Origin of the sequence: Microcoleus sp. S13_C3, assembly GCF_036700905.1 — a bacterium.
Taxonomy (GTDB): Bacteria; Cyanobacteriota; Cyanobacteriia; order Cyanobacteriales; family Microcoleaceae; genus Microcoleus.
This window is the reverse complement of the sequence record NZ_JAUBPT010000170.1, coordinates 1-16,942: the sequence shown is the minus strand read 5'-3', so window position 1 is coordinate 16,942 and position 16,942 is coordinate 1. Positions and strand designations below refer to the sequence as shown.

The 16,942-nt window shown below is 45.9% G+C and carries 9 protein-coding genes; all 9 read left to right on the top strand.

Annotation, left to right across the window (positions count from 1 at the left end):
- Nucleotides 1-54 precede the first annotated feature (54 nt).
- The 9 genes from QUA16_RS30715 to QUA16_RS30675 all read left to right on the top strand — a co-directional run bounded on the left by QUA16_RS30715 (nucleotide 55) and on the right by QUA16_RS30675 (nucleotide 16,817).
- Complete coding sequence (locus QUA16_RS30715; protein ID WP_333108705.1) at nucleotides 55-3,624, top strand: hypothetical protein; 3,570 nt, start codon at nucleotides 55-57, stop codon at nucleotides 3,622-3,624.
- A gap of 421 nt (nucleotides 3,625-4,045) precedes the next feature.
- On the top strand, nucleotides 4,046-6,454 hold the full coding sequence (locus tag QUA16_RS30710) for a hypothetical protein (protein ID WP_333181599.1): 2,409 nt from the start codon (nucleotides 4,046-4,048) through the stop codon (nucleotides 6,452-6,454).
- A 136-nt stretch (nucleotides 6,455-6,590) separates the two neighbouring features.
- Entirely contained in the window at nucleotides 6,591-7,205 is a 615-nt protein-coding gene (locus tag QUA16_RS30705) for a hypothetical protein (protein ID WP_333109737.1), read from the top strand.
- 63 nt (nucleotides 7,206-7,268) lie between these two features.
- Nucleotides 7,269-10,472, top strand: coding sequence for a hypothetical protein (locus tag QUA16_RS30700; protein WP_333181597.1), 3,204 nt, complete (start codon nucleotides 7,269-7,271; stop codon nucleotides 10,470-10,472).
- A gap of 14 nt (nucleotides 10,473-10,486) precedes the next feature.
- Nucleotides 10,487-11,473: a hypothetical protein gene (locus QUA16_RS30695; protein WP_333109624.1), complete on the top strand. Its 987-nt coding sequence runs from the start codon at nucleotides 10,487-10,489 to the stop codon at nucleotides 11,471-11,473.
- 315 nt (nucleotides 11,474-11,788) lie between these two features.
- Nucleotides 11,789-12,874 carry a hypothetical protein gene (locus QUA16_RS30690; protein ID WP_333109622.1) on the top strand — a complete coding sequence of 362 codons (1,086 nt, stop codon included), beginning with the start codon at nucleotides 11,789-11,791 and terminating at the stop codon, nucleotides 12,872-12,874.
- A 131-nt stretch (nucleotides 12,875-13,005) separates the two neighbouring features.
- Nucleotides 13,006-13,710: a hypothetical protein gene (locus QUA16_RS30685; protein WP_333181595.1), complete on the top strand. Its 705-nt coding sequence runs from the start codon at nucleotides 13,006-13,008 to the stop codon at nucleotides 13,708-13,710.
- A 169-nt stretch (nucleotides 13,711-13,879) separates the two neighbouring features.
- Nucleotides 13,880-15,904: a hypothetical protein gene (locus tag QUA16_RS30680; RefSeq protein ID WP_333109603.1), complete on the top strand. Its 2,025-nt coding sequence runs from the start codon at nucleotides 13,880-13,882 to the stop codon at nucleotides 15,902-15,904.
- A gap of 109 nt (nucleotides 15,905-16,013) precedes the next feature.
- Nucleotides 16,014-16,817 carry a hypothetical protein gene (locus QUA16_RS30675; protein WP_333109602.1) on the top strand — a complete coding sequence of 268 codons (804 nt, stop codon included), beginning with the start codon at nucleotides 16,014-16,016 and terminating at the stop codon, nucleotides 16,815-16,817.
- Nucleotides 16,818-16,942 lie beyond the last annotated feature (125 nt).

The window sequence follows — 16,942 nt, the reverse complement described above, 5'->3', positions numbered from 1 at the left end:
TATTACTGTGCGTAAGTCCTAAAAATGTAAAAACTAGGATTCAGGAGCTAATCAATGAGCAGAAGAAAACTTACCCCAGAATATCGCTCCACAGAATGGGTAGCTGGGGAAGGACTAAAAATCCCAGTCTTTGATATGTCCTTGGCTGACGGTAGAGCAAAGGGGCGGTACCAAGCTGAATCAGAAGTGCTGCGTAACTCCCTGCTTGAACTGCTTTTTGAACCTGAAGAATTAGCATCCCTAAGCATCGTTAAACCAGACCCAAATGATAGCAGCTTCGACCCTCTGAAAAACATCGATTTCGGAGATGGTATTACCAGAAGAGTGGCTTTCAGCTCCGGCAAAAATGTGTACTTTGCAGACATCGAACTCTCAACCAAACTGTTGAGCGTATTCAAAACTCAACCCGACCACGCCTGTCGCTATGGCTCACTGCTAGTTAGCAGTTGCAACCTTGGAGCCAAATTGTTAGATAGCTCCCTTGACGGCGAAACCTTGCGAGTCAAAATTGTTGATTCTCAAAGCGATGATGAGAGTGAAAAAGCGAAAGCTCATAAGTGGCAAACCGGAGACTGTCACGGTAAAATTTCACCGGCACTAGCCCAACAATTAGGAGGGAATTACAACCGACCTTTTCAATTCAGATTTGCCTGGATGCAGGAATGGGGACAAGAAGACTGCCACACTCCAGAAATTAGCTTTCTTGCCAAAGGAACGCTGTTGCCTGATGCTAATTTAACCTCCGAGTTGGGTTATGATATCATCATGGATCGCTCCTCTATCAAAGGAGTTACTAAAGAGCAATTAGCTGAACTTATCCCCTGTGGCGACTACGAATTTCCCAAAGCTATACTAGGAAATCGAGGGAACGCCAAAGTAACTGAATACGAAAATTCCTGGCAATTTTCGATTTGGTATTCCGAAGCAGCTATTGGGGCTGACATCGCGACACCGACCAAAATTGAAGCCCAAAAGCTCGCTGACTTGCAAAATAACCGGCTGCAACTTGCCAAATACTTAGTGGAGCAGCACGACAAAAAAGCTGCTTTTCAATCTAGCCTTCACGAAGACAGCAGCGGATTAGAAGACGAAACAGATGAAAAAGCCCAGCGCCACGAATCCCGGCTAATTTCAATTTTGAGGAACGACAAACTCGGTCAACTCCTCGACTTTCCCAAAGTCGTCGATTTCATGCAAGAACAACTGGCTAAAAAGTGGAAAGACTTAGCAATTAAGGGAGCAATTCATCACGGTTCAGCAATGGCTCAACCTTGTGAAAGCCTCAAGCCCGGTACAATTGTTGCCCCCCACTTGCGACACGGCACAGAAGTCATCGTTACCCGATACCCAATTGTCAGTAAAGATAACATCCGCCGCTACACAGTAGACAACAAAAGCCATCCTGAATTAACGCAGTACAAAGGGTGTGTTTTCATTCGCTCTGACCAAGCCATGCAGCATCATCAATGCGATTTTGACGGCGATCAATTAGTGATTACGCCTGCTTCCCGAATGCCCAACATCGCCTCTGAAACCAGGCACGCTAATCAAGAGAATGAGTACGATGCAGTTGAGAAGCGAGAGAAAGTTGACTACAATAAAGCTACCGATAATAATGGCGATCGCAAGTATACCAAATTGCGGCAAATTGCCGTAGCGATCGCCCAAAATAAAATCGGCTGGGTGGCTACCTTAATCGGGAGAGTGCAATCGTCAGCAGCAGAACCGGGACAGCCAGAAAGTTTATTCAATCAACAGAAGCGGCAGCTTCTTGGAAAGCTATTTGATGCCCTGCAAATTGAAGTGGACAGTCCCAAAAGTGCTACTCGCACCGAAGACCACCACCCCACCCTGCTGTCCAAGGCTAAGCAGTGGTCAGAACAGCACCCAAGCTACTTATTTGACTACAAAGACGACCCCAGGCTTTACAAAACGGTGCCATTACCTATAGGAGACGGCACCGCTATCAATTGCATTGCTAGGGAGGCTGTTAACCCAGAGTGGGAACCGACTCGTTTAAAAAGCCGCCACCGCGACGAGTTTCGCTACTTGTTTGAGTCTCCTTCTGACTTAGATGAGCGAGAAAATTGGGAGAAACATTATGTCAGGTGGGCGCAAGATATTAAGGAACGCTATCGAGAAAGGATGGGCGAAATCCACTTGGAGTGCGGCGGCGATTCTAAGGCAATTAAAGAAGCCGTCAGCAAGTTATACGAGAGCTTAAGAGCCGATGTGACCGAAGCTTGGACTGACCCTGAAGAACGGTTTTTAGCTGCTAGTGCGATGTGGCACGTCGAAACCGCAAATCCCAACTTAGAAGTTCCTCGCAAAGCTTGTAAGGAACTTTCTCGCCAACTGCTGATTGAATTCAACCTTGAACCTGAGTACGAGCGACTGCACGAAGCTATGCCAAAAGACACTTACGTTCTGAGCGTCCCTTTCGAGGAATTTGAACTCGACGGCAGCAATAAGACTGTCAGGGATAAAAAGCGACAGCCAGTTGGCAAAGACTTAGCTGGACATTGGAAAGAATTGTTAGACAGCAAAGGCATTAAATATGAAGCAACTTTGCATCCGAGCCTGCCAATGGTCAATTTTGCCTTAATTGAACCCAGCGACAAACTGGTGGGAATTCTTGAGAGGAAGTTTGGCGGGAATGCCAACGACATCGACAGTTTAGACTTAACTTACCGCGATGGTCTTGGTCGCACCAAAGATGTCAGTTCACGCATTGTAGCTCCTGCTGATTATACTTGGCTTGAGTCCCAAAACCAAACACCTAAAGCAGCATTGGTTCTCAACCTGTTTACGGATGAAATTTGCCAGCAATTGCAAAGCTTTCAGTTTGACAGAGCTGAACTGATTGGACAGAAGTACAATGACTTGAAAGATGTTGACTTTAGCAGTCCAAAATGGAGGCAGAAAACATTGACTTTTGAGGTTGGCTCTGTTAGCGGTAGCGGTTCGAGGCGCGACGGCAGCCCTATTGTCCTCCTTGACGGACAAGAATTAGCTATGTTCTCTGCTAATTCACCTAAATTGCCGATCGGCACTACCTTTGAGGCCACTATTGAACCCTCGCATAAAGGCAGCGCTCTGATCTTAAACATCAACCCTAGCTCTGTGCAACTAATTGAATCAGTTGAGGAACTTTCAGAAGTCGCGCCAACTCCTTGTCAAGAACGATCGCAATCCGTATCGCCAACTCCTTGTCAAGAGCGATCGCAATCCGTATCGCCAACCACTTGTCAAAAGCGATCGCTTGTATCGCCAACCCCTACCCAAAACAAACCACCGTCTCAACCCGAAGACATTGCTGCCAGCCCCGCCCACCTCTCACAATTGCTGAAAGATGCGATTTCTGAAGCATATAACCAAACTGGAGAAACTAAAATCCCTGTGGGGAACTGGACAGCTTTTATTAGCCAATCTCGCAATAATGTTAGGTGTTTAGTCAGAGATGAAGCTGATAATCCGGTCTTGGCTGCTGACTTGAAAACAGGTCAAATCATTAAGAAGCTTTCTGAAAACAGCAGCGCTCACTTTCTCAAATACCTCTTAAAAGTAGATGCTGAATTAGCAGCCACATCCTCAAAAAATAGAGTTGCCGACGCACAACTTTAACGTAATTTAGAAAGTCATATTATGTCCGCTAACTATACCACAATTGCAATTCTATTACTTGGCTGTGGCGAATTTACAAATAGCCGCTCATGCGAATCATAGAAAAAGCGCAAACCTTTTCAATACGTGTTGTCTAAATATGTCTTGCTTGTGGGAGGTCAAAGTCGAATTACGCAAGAAAAGAGACCTTCGATTTTGACCTCCCTTGAGGACTTTCGTACAACACACATTGAAGCCTGCGGTTTTATGGGTATTTTGACGGACATGATATGACACTTCTTTTGCTTCCGCTTAATTAATACCTTCACCCTCCGATTGGAGGGGGTCAGTTTAACTCCCAAAAACCGCTCTTCCGAGTGAAGTCACTAGCCACACTGCTCGAATTTCATGGGAAATATCCACTCACCCCGCCACAAAGATTATGGCTACAAAAACAGCATACCGAAGCCGAAGCCAGGGAAACTACATCACCCCTAACACAGCGGAGGGCAAGAAAATCCTCAACTACCTAAGAAATCGCTGCGAGAAAGCTTTAGATTACTGCCAGGAAAATGGACTCACCAGCGTAGAAGATTTTGCCGATGCAATTGAAGAACTAACGGAAGCAGACGGCAAACCTGGCATTAGCGTGGAGGTCAAGCACAACGGACTCGTCCTCAGTTTGAGCGATCGACCTGAGTACGGCTCTACCACAGGAAAATACATGATGGAACACTTGGGAGAGCCGGACGACAACCGATTTACTAAAACAGGAATTGAAGCATTACTCGATTCGCCTCGAACTAAAACAAGGTCTAAGAAAGACGATTTACTAGATGAATTGGAGGATGAAGAACCCTTGACCAGAGCGAAATCTAAATCTGTAACTAAGTCTAAAAAAGACGATTTACTAGATGAATTAGAGGATGAGCAACCCTCGCGTCGATCTAAATCTCAAACGGCAAACAAGTCTAAAAAAGACGATTTGCTAGATGACTTAGAAGATGATGAACCATCGCACAGATCGAAATCTAAAGCCAATATCAAATCCAAAAAAGATGAAATAGAAAATTCGGATGACGACGAGCCATCACCCAACTCTCAAACCAAAAGAAGACCCCGAAAAGATGACGTAGAGGAGTTGGAGTCGGAAGAACCACTGGTTAAATCTAAAGCCTTAAGCCGCTCTCCGAGAGATGAGCTAAGTGAGTTAGATGAGTTTGAAGTCAAAAAACCTCAACCTAAAGCTAAGCCTCAAACTAAAAGCCACCTTCAAAACTCGGAGCGAGAAGATTTGGAAGACGAAGAATTATCAGCTAAATCCCAAGCCAAAAGAAAACTTCAGACAGATGAAGCGGTAGAAGTTGCTGAATCCTTAGCACGCACACCTTCAAAAACCAGAACGAGTCAACAGCAACCTCAAGGCAAAAAATCAAACGACCAGAACATCGATAGTATCCTCGATGCTGCTGTACAAGTTAGTGGTAGAACAGCCATTTCTGGAAGTGAGGTAGAAGGTACAACTGTCAGCGGCCTGAGCGGTCAAGTTGCGGTTCTCGCTACTCTGATGGGGAAAAAAGCAGCTTCTCAAATTATAGAAGCTGCTCTTGGGGCTGGAAAAGAGCGCCAAGTTGCCGGTATTGTCAAAAGGCTCCAAGCTCAAAGCCAGCGAGCTGACTCGCTCTCGCAGCGGGTTACCAACTTGGTTGAAGCGGATTCAGTTGCAGATGCAATGGTCGAATCCGAAGCTTTACCAATAGCTGAACCGGAGCCAGAACCGGAACATAACATCTTACCTGAACCGGATGCCGAATTTGTCTCAACACCCGGTATGCTCTTAGCTAAAGCGGTTAGCAAAGTCCACGGAAAAGTTGATAAAATTTCCGGTCGTGTGAGAGACAACAATTCTGAAAAAACGGCTTCTATTAAGATTGACACAGAGGCGAGTTTTGAAGAACAGCTCCTACAAATAAATGAAGCACTCGACCGACTTGAAAAGCGACTAGATACCCTAGAAGAGCGAATAGAAGCTTTAGAGAACAAACTTTCTCTTCAAAAAAGCGAGACAGGCGTTCAAGCTGGGGATGCAAAATTAGAACCGCCCGACAGCTCAACTCCATCCTTCAGCGACCAATTCGTACAAAACGCAACAGAAATAGGTGAAAAAATTTCATTAGAATCAACAATCCCAGCTAGCAGCAGCGCTAGCGCTACTGCTAAAAAAATCACTGTGACAGCCCAAAATTTTACTCAGGATGCCCAACTTGCAGCAACACTGGCGAAAATTTACAACCTAGCGGAAGAAGAAGCAAATGCGGAAGGCATTGCATTAGAAGATGGAGTTGATTTAGGAGAAGCCAAACTTTATGTCACGAATCTTGACTCCTCTACCGCTGTTAGCTTAAAAACTAAGGAAGGCGAGGAAATGTTTTCAGCAGTACAGGATAAAACAGGAGAATGGAAAGTGACAAACGACTTCCTGAAACCTGAAGAAAAAGAAGAACTCGACCGCTTAAAGATTTTTCAACAAGCTCTCAACCAAGAACGTCTAGCTGAAATGGTCAAGAGAAGCGGTCAGGATGAAGTCAGCTTTACCGATTCCCAAGGCTCGCGCCTCGACTTTGAAGTCGAATTCAGCGATAAATCCAAGTCGAAGGGTACTGTCAAAGGCTTTAACTCTCACAGCGAGATAGTTTTTGAAGCCAGCCTCCAAAAAGGTAATCTTGAGGTACTTCTGTGCGACATTCCACCAGAAGTAGTTGAAAATCTCCTCTCCCAACAGCAACTTGCTCCAAACCAAAACTCCAACAAGCAGGAAGCGAGAAAAACTGAGACCGAAATGGAAATTTGAAATAACTTTTTTCACTTGCACCCTCCATTTGGAGGGGGTCACTGTCACTGTAGAAAATCACCGTTTTTGGTGATTTTGCAGGCAGTAGATGCAGCTTAAATTAGCATTTAAGCAATACATTTAGCGAGCAAGTGACATGGCTACTTACTTAGACAAAACAAGACATGAACGAAATCAAAACTCATTATTACGCTGGTTAAAACAACAGAAAATCAAACTGGGCGACATTCCCTTCATCGGCATTTGCCTGGCCTCACTCATCTACTTCAGCCTTCACGACCCGCTCTTAATTGCAACTTTAGGCTGCTCCAGTATAGTCTTTTTGAGTTTGTGGCACACCGCTAAAGCAATTCCAATTGTAGAGCAATATATCGGCTGCAAAATTCGATTTTGGCACGTTGCTACTGCCATCATTACCTCCACTGCACTGTGCTCCGTGCTCGATTCCCCCGCCAACGCCATCTTCCTCTCCGGCTTAGAAGAATTTATGACTGAGCTAGCAGAAGGAGCGGCTTCCGCAGGAGGTGAAGCTATTGATGCCGAAGTCATCGAACTGATTTTCAACTTAATTCGCGGAGCCTTCCTTTTGTTAGTAGCAGCCGCGTCTCTTTTTGCTTACAACCAAGCGCAACAAGGCAATGACTGGCGACCAATTGTGACTCAAGTTGCCTTAGCTTTTGCCATTGTAATTGCCATTGACGTAATAACTTTCCTCTTCATTGGCAATGGCGGTGGCGGAGGTGGAGCTTAATTATCCAAAGGGGAAGGGTTTGTCTTCCCACATCTCAACCTCAAATCTAAAGCCCTTTAAATTATGCTCAAAGACCCAGATAAAGACTTTATTTCTGTCAATAAGATTCTCGGCAAACAAGCCAGCATCGGCATCATTCCAGCGGAACAGTTAATTCCCTGGATGCTAATCACTGTAATTTCCTACATCCTTACCAACGGCCTATTCAGCTTAGGAATGCCTTGGTTTTTCATCACTACTTTCTGGCTCATTGTAAGCTGGTGGCTCTTGACAGGTAACAAACCTCACCTTTTTGTAGACAGGTTTAGACCTCCGCCGGGGAATGAGTGGTACAACGGTAATCTTTTATACCTTTCTCCCGTTCCCCAACACCGACCAAACCCGATTCGCCACCGAATCAGCGATTCACAAGTCCGAGTCAAACTTAAACCCAAAGTTGCTCCCACTCAACAAGGAGGTAACAGCCGACTTATGCCCTTCCAAAACTACCAAAACCTCCTGTGTTTAGTCACTATCAAAAAGGATGGTCGAGAAGTTTCTGGTTACTTACTGAATGAAGGCAGTCAATACCAAATTGTATTCGGATTCGAGACGGCTGGCTTTCACAACATTCTCTACCGTCATGAAGTAAACAATGCAGCCACAGCCTTAGAAGAAGGGCTAAAAGACATTCCCCCAGGCGAAAAAATGACCTTTCACACCGGCTGCTACAGCAGCGATTGCGTTCGCCAACAACAGTTAACTGAATTGGCTGATAACTGTCACCTCAAACCCATTTCTGTACTCGTTCGTAACGAACAGAAACGCATTCAAGAACTCAACTTAGCAGGCACCAGACAACTGTGGAACCAAACTATTTTCTGCACTTGGACATTCAACGCTCAATCTGGCTCCAAATCCAACGACCCTCTGAGTAAATTCATCAATGGAATTATCAACACAGCCAACAGCATTGCTGCACAATTTACAGGCAACCAGCGCATCTACTCTGAACGCTTTTACAAACAACTGCTGCTCGACGCTTTCGAGCAAGGCTATATCCGGTGGGAACTCTTGCTAAACACCAAAATTGGACTGGAAATTCAACCCATGAATGCCCAAGCATTGTGGGGATGGCTGTGGCAAAAATTCAACAGCGCACCCGTACCCCCTATTCCCCAACTTCTCACCTTAAAAGAAACCGCGTCGGACTACAAACTAACCGAAACCCTCAACAGTCACAAACACGCCTGCACCATTTTAATTGAAGGTATGAGCGGCCGTTCGAGCTGCCCAGAACACAGAAAAGCTAGCTCACGCATTTTGCTCCCCGGCAGAAACGCAGAATGCGGTGTGCTAACAATGGAAGAGGGCCCCGGCGGCTGGCTCAATACCAGAGAGCAACTGCAATGGCTCTGGAAAATTATGAGCAACAGCTACGTCCGCGATACTGAAGCCGTTGTCGAAATTAGCGCCGCTCCCAACTTTATTATTCAAGACAACTTAGCAAGGCAAGCTAAACAATCAAAAAGTGCCAAAAAACGCGCTTTAGAAAAAGGTCAAGGTCGCGATGTAGGAGCAGAAGTCAAACAGGAAGAATCCTTTGAAGCCCAGAAAAAAATGTACAAAGGTGCAAGAGCAATTCACGCTGCTGTCACCTTCTTAGTCTACCGACCAACGCCGGAGCAACTAACACACGCTTGCCAAATGCTCTCCCACAGCTTCGGCTCTGCCAAGGTATTAAGAGAGCGCAACATTGCTTGGCAACTGTGGCTAGAAACTTTGCCCATTACTGTAAGCTGGCTGCTGCACAGCAGTTCGCTAATTAACGAACGCCGCCTCACCTTAGACACCGAAACTGTCCCCGGTATTTTGCCCTTAACTGCTGTAAGGGACATCGACTCAAAAGGAGTTGAATTCATCACCAAAGGCGGCAAACCCGTGTACGTTGACCTCATGCACAACCAAACCAGCCGCGCCGTTATAACAGGCGAGTCTGGTTGCGGTAAAAGTGTTTTGGGATGGCGATTTGCAGCCGATGCAATAGCCGCTAATATCCCAGTAGTCGGTATGGACATCTCCGCAGGAAGCGGCAGTACCTTTGAGACAGCAGTGAAACTGTTAGGCGACGACGGTGCCTACTACGACATCACCTCTGGCAGCTCGAATCTACTCGAAATACCCGATTTGAGACGCTTTGATAGAGAAGAACGATCGCGCCGACTAGACCAATGGAAAGAGTTTATCAGAAAAGCGCTGACTATTATCAGCATGGGCAAAGTCCGCGACCCCAAACTAGCGCAGCGAGTCGATGCCATTTTGCTGCTAACTCTGAAAAAATTTCTGGAAGACCCAGACATTATCGAGCGCTACAATACTGCCTTTGAAAAAGGCTGGAAATCGACCGCGTGGCAAGAAATGCCAACCCTCACAAACCTCCTGAAATTCTGCACAAAAGAGCAACTAAACCTACAAAACTTTACCGACTTCGACCGCATTGCCATCAACCAAATTATCACTCAATGCAACGCATTACTAGCCTCACCTTTAGGGAAAGCAATTGGCAGACCGAGTACATTTTCACCCGAACCCGCTGTTAAGTTTTTTGCCCTTAGCGGTCTGGGCAACGAACAAGACCAGTATTTAATGGCCATTAACGCCCACGCTGCTTGCATCCGCAACGCACTTTCTCACCCTAAAAGCCTATTTATCGGAGACGAACTTTCGATTTTGTTTAAAAAAGATGGATTTGCTGAAGTAGTAGGCGAACTCTGTGCAGTGGGTAGAAAAAATGGCATTTCAGTGCTCTTGCTATCCCAAGATATCGACAGTATTTGCGATTGTAGTGCGGGAACTATGATTATGCAAAACATGGTGTATCGAATTACCGGAAGATTGACATCAAACGGAGCCACTTCTTGGATCAAAAATTTGGGATATCCGGCTGAAATTATTAGCCAGAATGCCACAGAAGCTTTCCTTCCCAGAGCTGCCGACCTTTATTCCAATTGGCTAATTGAAAAAGGAGGTCGTTTCTGGCAAAGCCGATACTATCCAGGCGAAATGATATTAGCAAGTGTGGCTAACAATCAAGCTGAATTGATGGCTCGTGCGCGAGTGATGGCTCAATATCCCAATACGTTAAAAGGGCAACTGCTAGCACTCAAACAATTTGCCTCTGAATATGTACAAGCCGTTAAAGAAGGGCGTTCATTAACCAATATTGGCAAGAATGCAGTCACTGATATCAAGGAACACAAATCCCCTCAAGACCTTATTGCTAGCTAGACGGAGAAAAACCGATGAAATCACCGAAATTTCTTGTCAAACTTGCCCTCGGCATTCCTGCAATTTGGCTGAGCTTAATACTAAATTCTGTTGAAGCAAAAGCTCAAACCTCTGACAGCAATCCGACTGCAACACAGCTTCCCAGCTTAAACAATCCTAACAGCAGCACTTTCAACCGCTCCAGCTTCACAGTTCCCAATCAACAAATAGAAAGCCAAATCCAACAATCAGCTAATAACTTCTTGAGCAACCAGAAAGAAATAGGAGGTATAGAAAACACAATTAGCGACATAACAGGCGAAATTTCCGATACCATCTCCACCATCTCCGACAGCATCTCAGGCATCTGGGACAATTTGTTAAATAAAGTCGAAAAATTTAGCAGTGAAATAGAGTCAACCCTCTCTTCATTCCTGGGAGAATTGCAAGTTCCAGACCTAAAAGAAGCAGTTAAAAGCATAATGGACGGCAACACCTCCGAAAGCGAAGGGACAAAACTATCCGCTGTTTTAGAGAAGAGACCGCAAGATTCTTACAGCCTCAAAGAGAATACCGCAGAACTAGCAGAAAGAGAAAGTGCTGTCAGTGAAGCCAATAAAGCCACTCTCAGTAAAGAAGCTCAACAAAAGCAAGCGACTCTGAAAGAAATTGTCCAGCAGAACGTAGAGCAAACTAATCGCGAGAGCCAAAATTCAATGGAATTGGGTGCTGATTCAGAAGGTCAAGATGTCACACAGAACATTATGAGAAACATATCTCAACAAAGTGCGATCGCAGCTAAGCAAGCAGCCTTATCAGCAGAAAATCAAAGTGCCTTAGTCATGCAGGGCCAGCAAGCTCAAATCGATCGCAGTTTTGCCAACATTCTCAACGCTCAACAGGCAGAAGAACTCAACGAAATTAACACAGCCCAGAGACGGCAGGATGCTGCGGCTGCTACCGCTTCTTCTACTCAAGCCGGACTGTTTCAAATGCCGGGAGGCATCACCTTGGGTGAATAAGGGGAAGGGGAAGGGGAAGGGGAAGGCAGAGGAAGGATAAATTTTCTACTTTTGAGTTGCACCTTCTTCTGTCACTTATCAAATTGTAAATAATCAGCTCCCCAATGTAGAAAATGACGCGATTTTCCCCAAGTTTTTCAGCCCTTCCCCTTCCCCTTCCCCCTCCCCCTCTCCTCCCCCTTCCTCAACTCCGAAACTAGCACTAATTAGTAGCGAACAAAGCTAATAATAACCTAGTTTTTTCTTCCCCCTCCCCTGTTTTCCCTCCCCTCTCTCCCTCTCCTTCCCCTTCCCCTTCCCCCTCCCCTTCCAAAAATGCTGACACAACTAATCGCCCAAACTAGCACAGCAGGACAAGCCCTGGACACTCTATCTGACGCCATAGAAGTCTCTCAAAAAACCGTCGAATCCTGGAATTTAGTTTGGTTTAACACCTTCAACACTCAAGAATCCTCTCTCTGGATTGCTTTAGTTAAACTCGGACTAATTCTGGCGGGAATATCTGTTACTTACCTCGCTGTCACCAGTGGCAAAGAAATCATCGAAAAACAGTCTTGGTCAGAGCTAGTAGCCATGTTTATCTGGCCACTTGTAATTGTAGTATTTCTCAGCAACAACGGTAAAGTCTTAGCTGAAAGCATCAAATTCATCAAAGCTGTAGGCAGCACTCAAGTTCAAGAAATTATGAAAATTCAAGTCGGAGAAATGACCTTCAGAACGGCCCTGAGTGACGTTAACCTCACCAGTGCTGGCAAAGAAGAAATCGAAAAACTCTACAGCGAATGTCAGGGCAAAGTTGGATCAGCTTTAGTGGAATGTTGGAACAGCAAAAAACAGCCCGCTCAACAAATCCTCCAGGCAGCCGAACAGCAAAATGGAGTACCTCTCAAAAGCTTGCAGCGATTTGTCGAAAATTTAGGCAATGTTGCCAATCTTCAGGATATAGGAAATGGCGATTTTGCAGGACAAGTTTTTAGGTCTACTGTCTTGCCCATCATTCGCTTAATTCTTAGAGCAGTACAGTGGGCATTTGTCAATATTTTAGAAGCAGCATTGTTGCTAACAGCTCTATTCGGGCCTCTGGCAATGGGCTTATCACTATTGCCACTCCAAGGAAAACCAATCTGGGCTTGGTTAATAGGATTTATGTCGTTATTTGGAGTGCAATTGGGCTACAACATCGTCGTTGGCTTAGTCGCCGTAGTGATTGTCAAATCCGATGCAGAGCTAGTTACAGATATCGCCTTTTTATTCTTTTTAGCTGTGTTTTCTCCCGTTCTAGCCGTGTTAATAGCCAAGGGTGGAGGAACTGCTTTGTACAGTGCGATCGCCAATAGCACCAAACAGCTTACAGATATTGCCAGTAACGCGATCGGCGTTATTGCTGGAAAACTGATCTAGGGGAAGGAAATTCCGATAGCTTTTTCTTCACCGAACCGAGTTGTTACTCACTACTCAAACCCAGTTTCCCAATCCATTCCCTCCCTATCTCCCTATTCTCTATCCCCCATCTCGCCATCCCCTTCGATAATATGAAATTTCCACAATCACAACCCTTACTCCCTGAATCTAAAAACACCTTAGCCTTGTGCTTTGTCCTGCTAACAAGCTTTGTTTGCCTCCTGACAATTGCTGTTTTAGTTAACACAGTCAGTTTGAGAGCCTTATCTCAAAGAAAAGTTACCTTTGTCCAGTTAAAAGACGGAACCGCAGCACGAATTGCAGAACAAGATGAACTGTACAGAGAGCCGAAGATTATCCAAAATTTTGTATCCAGTTGGGTAAATTTAACCTGGGCTTGGTCAGGCAAAATTCCCGGCACAAATGACCCAGACCCCGGCATTAAAGTTAAAGGTTCCCAAGTTCCTACAACTGCTTGGATGGGTTCCTTGATGATGGAATCAGAGTTTGGTAAAGCTTCCTTGGTCGAACTTGCCAAACTCGTTCCCAACACCATCTATTCAGGAAAAACCCGCTCTGGAGTCTATATCTCTCACATCTCAGAACCCAGAGAAATAAAAAGAGGTGTTTGGGAAATAGATGTAATTGCTACTCGCGTAGTGCTAGAGCAAGGCATTGGAGAAAGCCGAGAACAGTTTAATCGAACCTTCACCGTCCAAGCCGTAGAAATTCCCAAATCCCCTCTCAAAGAAAACGCTAATGAATTAGAGAAGACTATTCACTCTTTGAGAGCAGCCGGATTAGAAATTTCCCGAATTGTCGAATTCAAACCATAGAAGAGGAAAGAGACATGGAAAGGGGACGAACCGGCAAGTGGGTAAATTTAAAAACCTACCGTAACAACTAAATAATTTAAACATTTAGTATGTTTAATCCCTTTGCTTGAAGTCTTCTCTCTTGGCTTTTTTATGTACAGTTCAACACAACACATTCAACTCTAAAGCCATGATTAACAAAAGAAATGGATTAACCGAAAATCCAATTAATACCACTCCTGATAATAGTACCACTACAGCCAATATGAATCATACAACTGCATCAAGTGAATATACCCCTAATAATGATGACGATAACATCAATTCCCCTATTTCCCCTTCTCCAAACCCTTCCCCTTCTGACGATGATATTGATGAAAACTTCATTGCTAATTTCAACCCCAATGCACCCCTAACACTTGAAACTCAATATCAACTCGCTCAAGATGAGGAAAGACCACTGCCCCCGCCTGTTTCCGAAAGAGGCGTTCCTAGAGCAGTGACAATGCTGCTGTTGACTGGTGGAATACTATTGCTAGGACTGCTGATTTGGCAATTTATCAAACCTAAATCACCTCGCGAACCTATCGCACAATCAACACCAAAAGAAAGCTCTTCTGGCACCATTAAAGATGAAAAACCGGAGTTACTGGCTAAATTAGCTTACCAAGACCAACAAAAACTGTTAGCCGAAAAACCGCAAAAAACCGCAAAACCCAAAACAGAACCGTCGCCCAAACCGTCAAGGGCCCCGCGAACTCCGCGAACTCCGCGTCTAGTCGCTACCCGGAGCGCTGCAGAGCCACCTACTCCTCTACGCGAACCCCTACCCGCACCCAGAACAGTAGTGAGGACGGTAACAGTACCCGCACCCATACCTCAAAGAGTACCCTCAAGAACACCCGCACCGGCCCCCATACTCAAACCGTTAGTACCCCCACCTTTAATTCCAACTCCAACATCCGAAAAAATCGACCCGTTTGAGCGGTGGAACCAACTCGCCCAACTCGGACAAATTAGGGGAAATTTTGACCCTAACCGAATAGCGAATGCCGTGAGTGCAACACCAAGCACTCCAGCGACAACAAGTGCTACCGCCGCCGCTCTGACAAAGCCAGCTCCCACAACTGAATTCCTAACAGTCAATATCGGCAACCAAAAGTCGCAACCCTCATACGTTTCTTTCGAGCAAATCCCACAAGAATTTTATAACCGCCCAAATAACGTCACCGGGGAAAGGCTACACCCGGAGTTTCCTTATGGAGAGGACAGCCTCGAAACCACCGACAACTCCCAAAACTCGACTAACCAATTAACTCCGGCTGCCCTTTCTCCCCAAACAAGTTCCGATTTTACCGATAACCCAATCGAGATTGCGACTCGACTGAGCGAGTCCCAAACATCCTTGCCCGATACAGAATTTCAAACCCTTTCCCCAGAAACTGCTCCAGAAGCCGAAGCCTTAACAAATTCCCCAACCGCAGAACAAGTCAACTCTCCAGGGGTAAAAGGCATTCTCAACCGCACGCCCCAAACGGGCTCAACCTCCCAAACAGCTCAGGTTCCCCTGGGCACCACAGCCAACGGCGTAGTTTCGATTCCCCTGCTGTGGGATGAAAGCTCAAACAAACAGCAGGGAGACAAATTTGCCATCACCCTCACAGACAACGTAACGGCAACTAACGGCTTTATTGCTTTTCCAGCCGGCACAGTTGTCATTGCCAAAGCCAGCACCGTCAGCAAAACCAATCGCATGGTACAAGCTAGTGCTGTGGCGATTGTCTACTCAGATACAAACGGTCAGATTAAACAGCAGCCCATTCCAGAAGGCGCAATTTTGATTGCAGGAGCGGGCGGAGGGCCGCTGATTGCTTCAGGCTACTTCGACCCCGGTTCCGATATTGCCGGACAAGATATGCTCACCGCAGTGCTGTCGGGAGTTGGACGAGTCGGGCAAGTATTCGCAGAACCTAAAGTCAGGAGTTCTAGCAGTATTAGCGGTGGGTTTGGGGGCAGTACAACCACCGTTGAAAGTCGAGACCCCCAAATTTGGTCAGCCGTCCTCGATGGCTTTTTCAGCCCCCTGGCAAAACGGATGGAAAGCCGCTCCGATAGAGCAACTGAAGAACTTTTAAACCGCCCTAATGTAGCTGTGGTTAATAAAGGAACCCCGGTTTCTATTACTGTTAACAGCTTTCTCAACATTTACCGATAACCGAGCCGTCGGTAAACGGTTAAGTCGCCCCAACGCGACTGCGGCGATTAGTAAAGGAAATCCCCGTTTCTACTGTCAACAATTTTCTCAACATCAACGAATAACTGCCATGACGAATCGCATCCAATCCCCAAGAATGCTTTCCCTCGGAGGGCTTTTGTTCACAGCAGTGTTCGCTACTGCAAGCTACCCCGACTGTGCTTTTGCTCAATCAAGAGTAACAGGCTATCAAACTGTGGGTCGAGATATTGCCGTCAATAGTGCGATCGATATTTTAGTCTATCCCGGTCGCGCGAGTGCGATCGACTTCAGCTCAACCGATGAAGCTGTCGCCTACGTTTTAATTGCCGACCCCTCAAAAATAGTTTTCAGCACCGACGCACAATTAGCAAGCGGCCAAGCCAAAACTGTTTTCTTGCGTCCCATTCAAGCGCTCAATTTTCCGGGAGCTACCACAGCTACCATCACTAACCTTTCAATCAAAACTGTAGATTCAAAAGGGAAACAGCGACTTTACAACTTCAACATCGTTCCCGCCAACAAAAAACCAGAACACCTAGGAATTCGCATCGCTCCCGTCACCCCAAGAATGGAGCCGACTGTGAACGTTGATAGAGGTCGCGCACCCGCAGCATCAGATGTCGAAAAAGGATTGCTGATTGCCATTCAAAAAGGCTATACAGCAGCCAACGACCCGGTAGTCTACAGCGTGCGACAATTTTTAGCTCTGGTAAGAAATCAGAATCTATCGGCGGCCGATGCTGCAGCACGAGCCGGAGTAGACTTGTCTGTGATTGTCGAGCTGAGCCGCATTGCACGAGAAGAATTCAACTACCCTGGAACAAGATTTCAACAGCGACAACCGCCAACAGCCCGAACTACTCGGCTTCTTAAAAGTCGCTCTGCTTTTTGATTGGAGCCGGAGCTGCGGGAATAGGTAACGGGAATGGGGAGTGGGGGAGCTTTCAGGGGTAGGTTTTTAAAATTTAAGCCGTAGAAAAGTGAGAACGGCTTGGCCAAGGTTCAGGAATAAAGCTA

What these genes read in the sequence shown, in the direction of transcription:
- QUA16_RS30715 (WP_333108705.1), top strand. Translation starts at nt 55, where the DNA reads ATGAGCAGAAGAAAACTTACCCCAGAATATCGCTCCACAGAATGGGTA.
- QUA16_RS30710 (WP_333181599.1), top strand. Translation starts at nt 4,046, where the DNA reads ATGGCTACAAAAACAGCATACCGAAGCCGAAGCCAGGGAAACTACATC.
- QUA16_RS30705 (WP_333109737.1), top strand. Translation starts at nt 6,591, where the DNA reads ATGGCTACTTACTTAGACAAAACAAGACATGAACGAAATCAAAACTCA.
- QUA16_RS30700 (WP_333181597.1), top strand. Translation starts at nt 7,269, where the DNA reads ATGCTCAAAGACCCAGATAAAGACTTTATTTCTGTCAATAAGATTCTC.
- QUA16_RS30695 (WP_333109624.1), top strand. Translation starts at nt 10,487, where the DNA reads ATGAAATCACCGAAATTTCTTGTCAAACTTGCCCTCGGCATTCCTGCA.
- QUA16_RS30690 (WP_333109622.1), top strand. Translation starts at nt 11,789, where the DNA reads ATGCTGACACAACTAATCGCCCAAACTAGCACAGCAGGACAAGCCCTG.
- QUA16_RS30685 (WP_333181595.1), top strand. Translation starts at nt 13,006, where the DNA reads ATGAAATTTCCACAATCACAACCCTTACTCCCTGAATCTAAAAACACC.
- QUA16_RS30680 (WP_333109603.1), top strand. Translation starts at nt 13,880, where the DNA reads ATGATTAACAAAAGAAATGGATTAACCGAAAATCCAATTAATACCACT.
- QUA16_RS30675 (WP_333109602.1), top strand. Translation starts at nt 16,014, where the DNA reads ATGACGAATCGCATCCAATCCCCAAGAATGCTTTCCCTCGGAGGGCTT.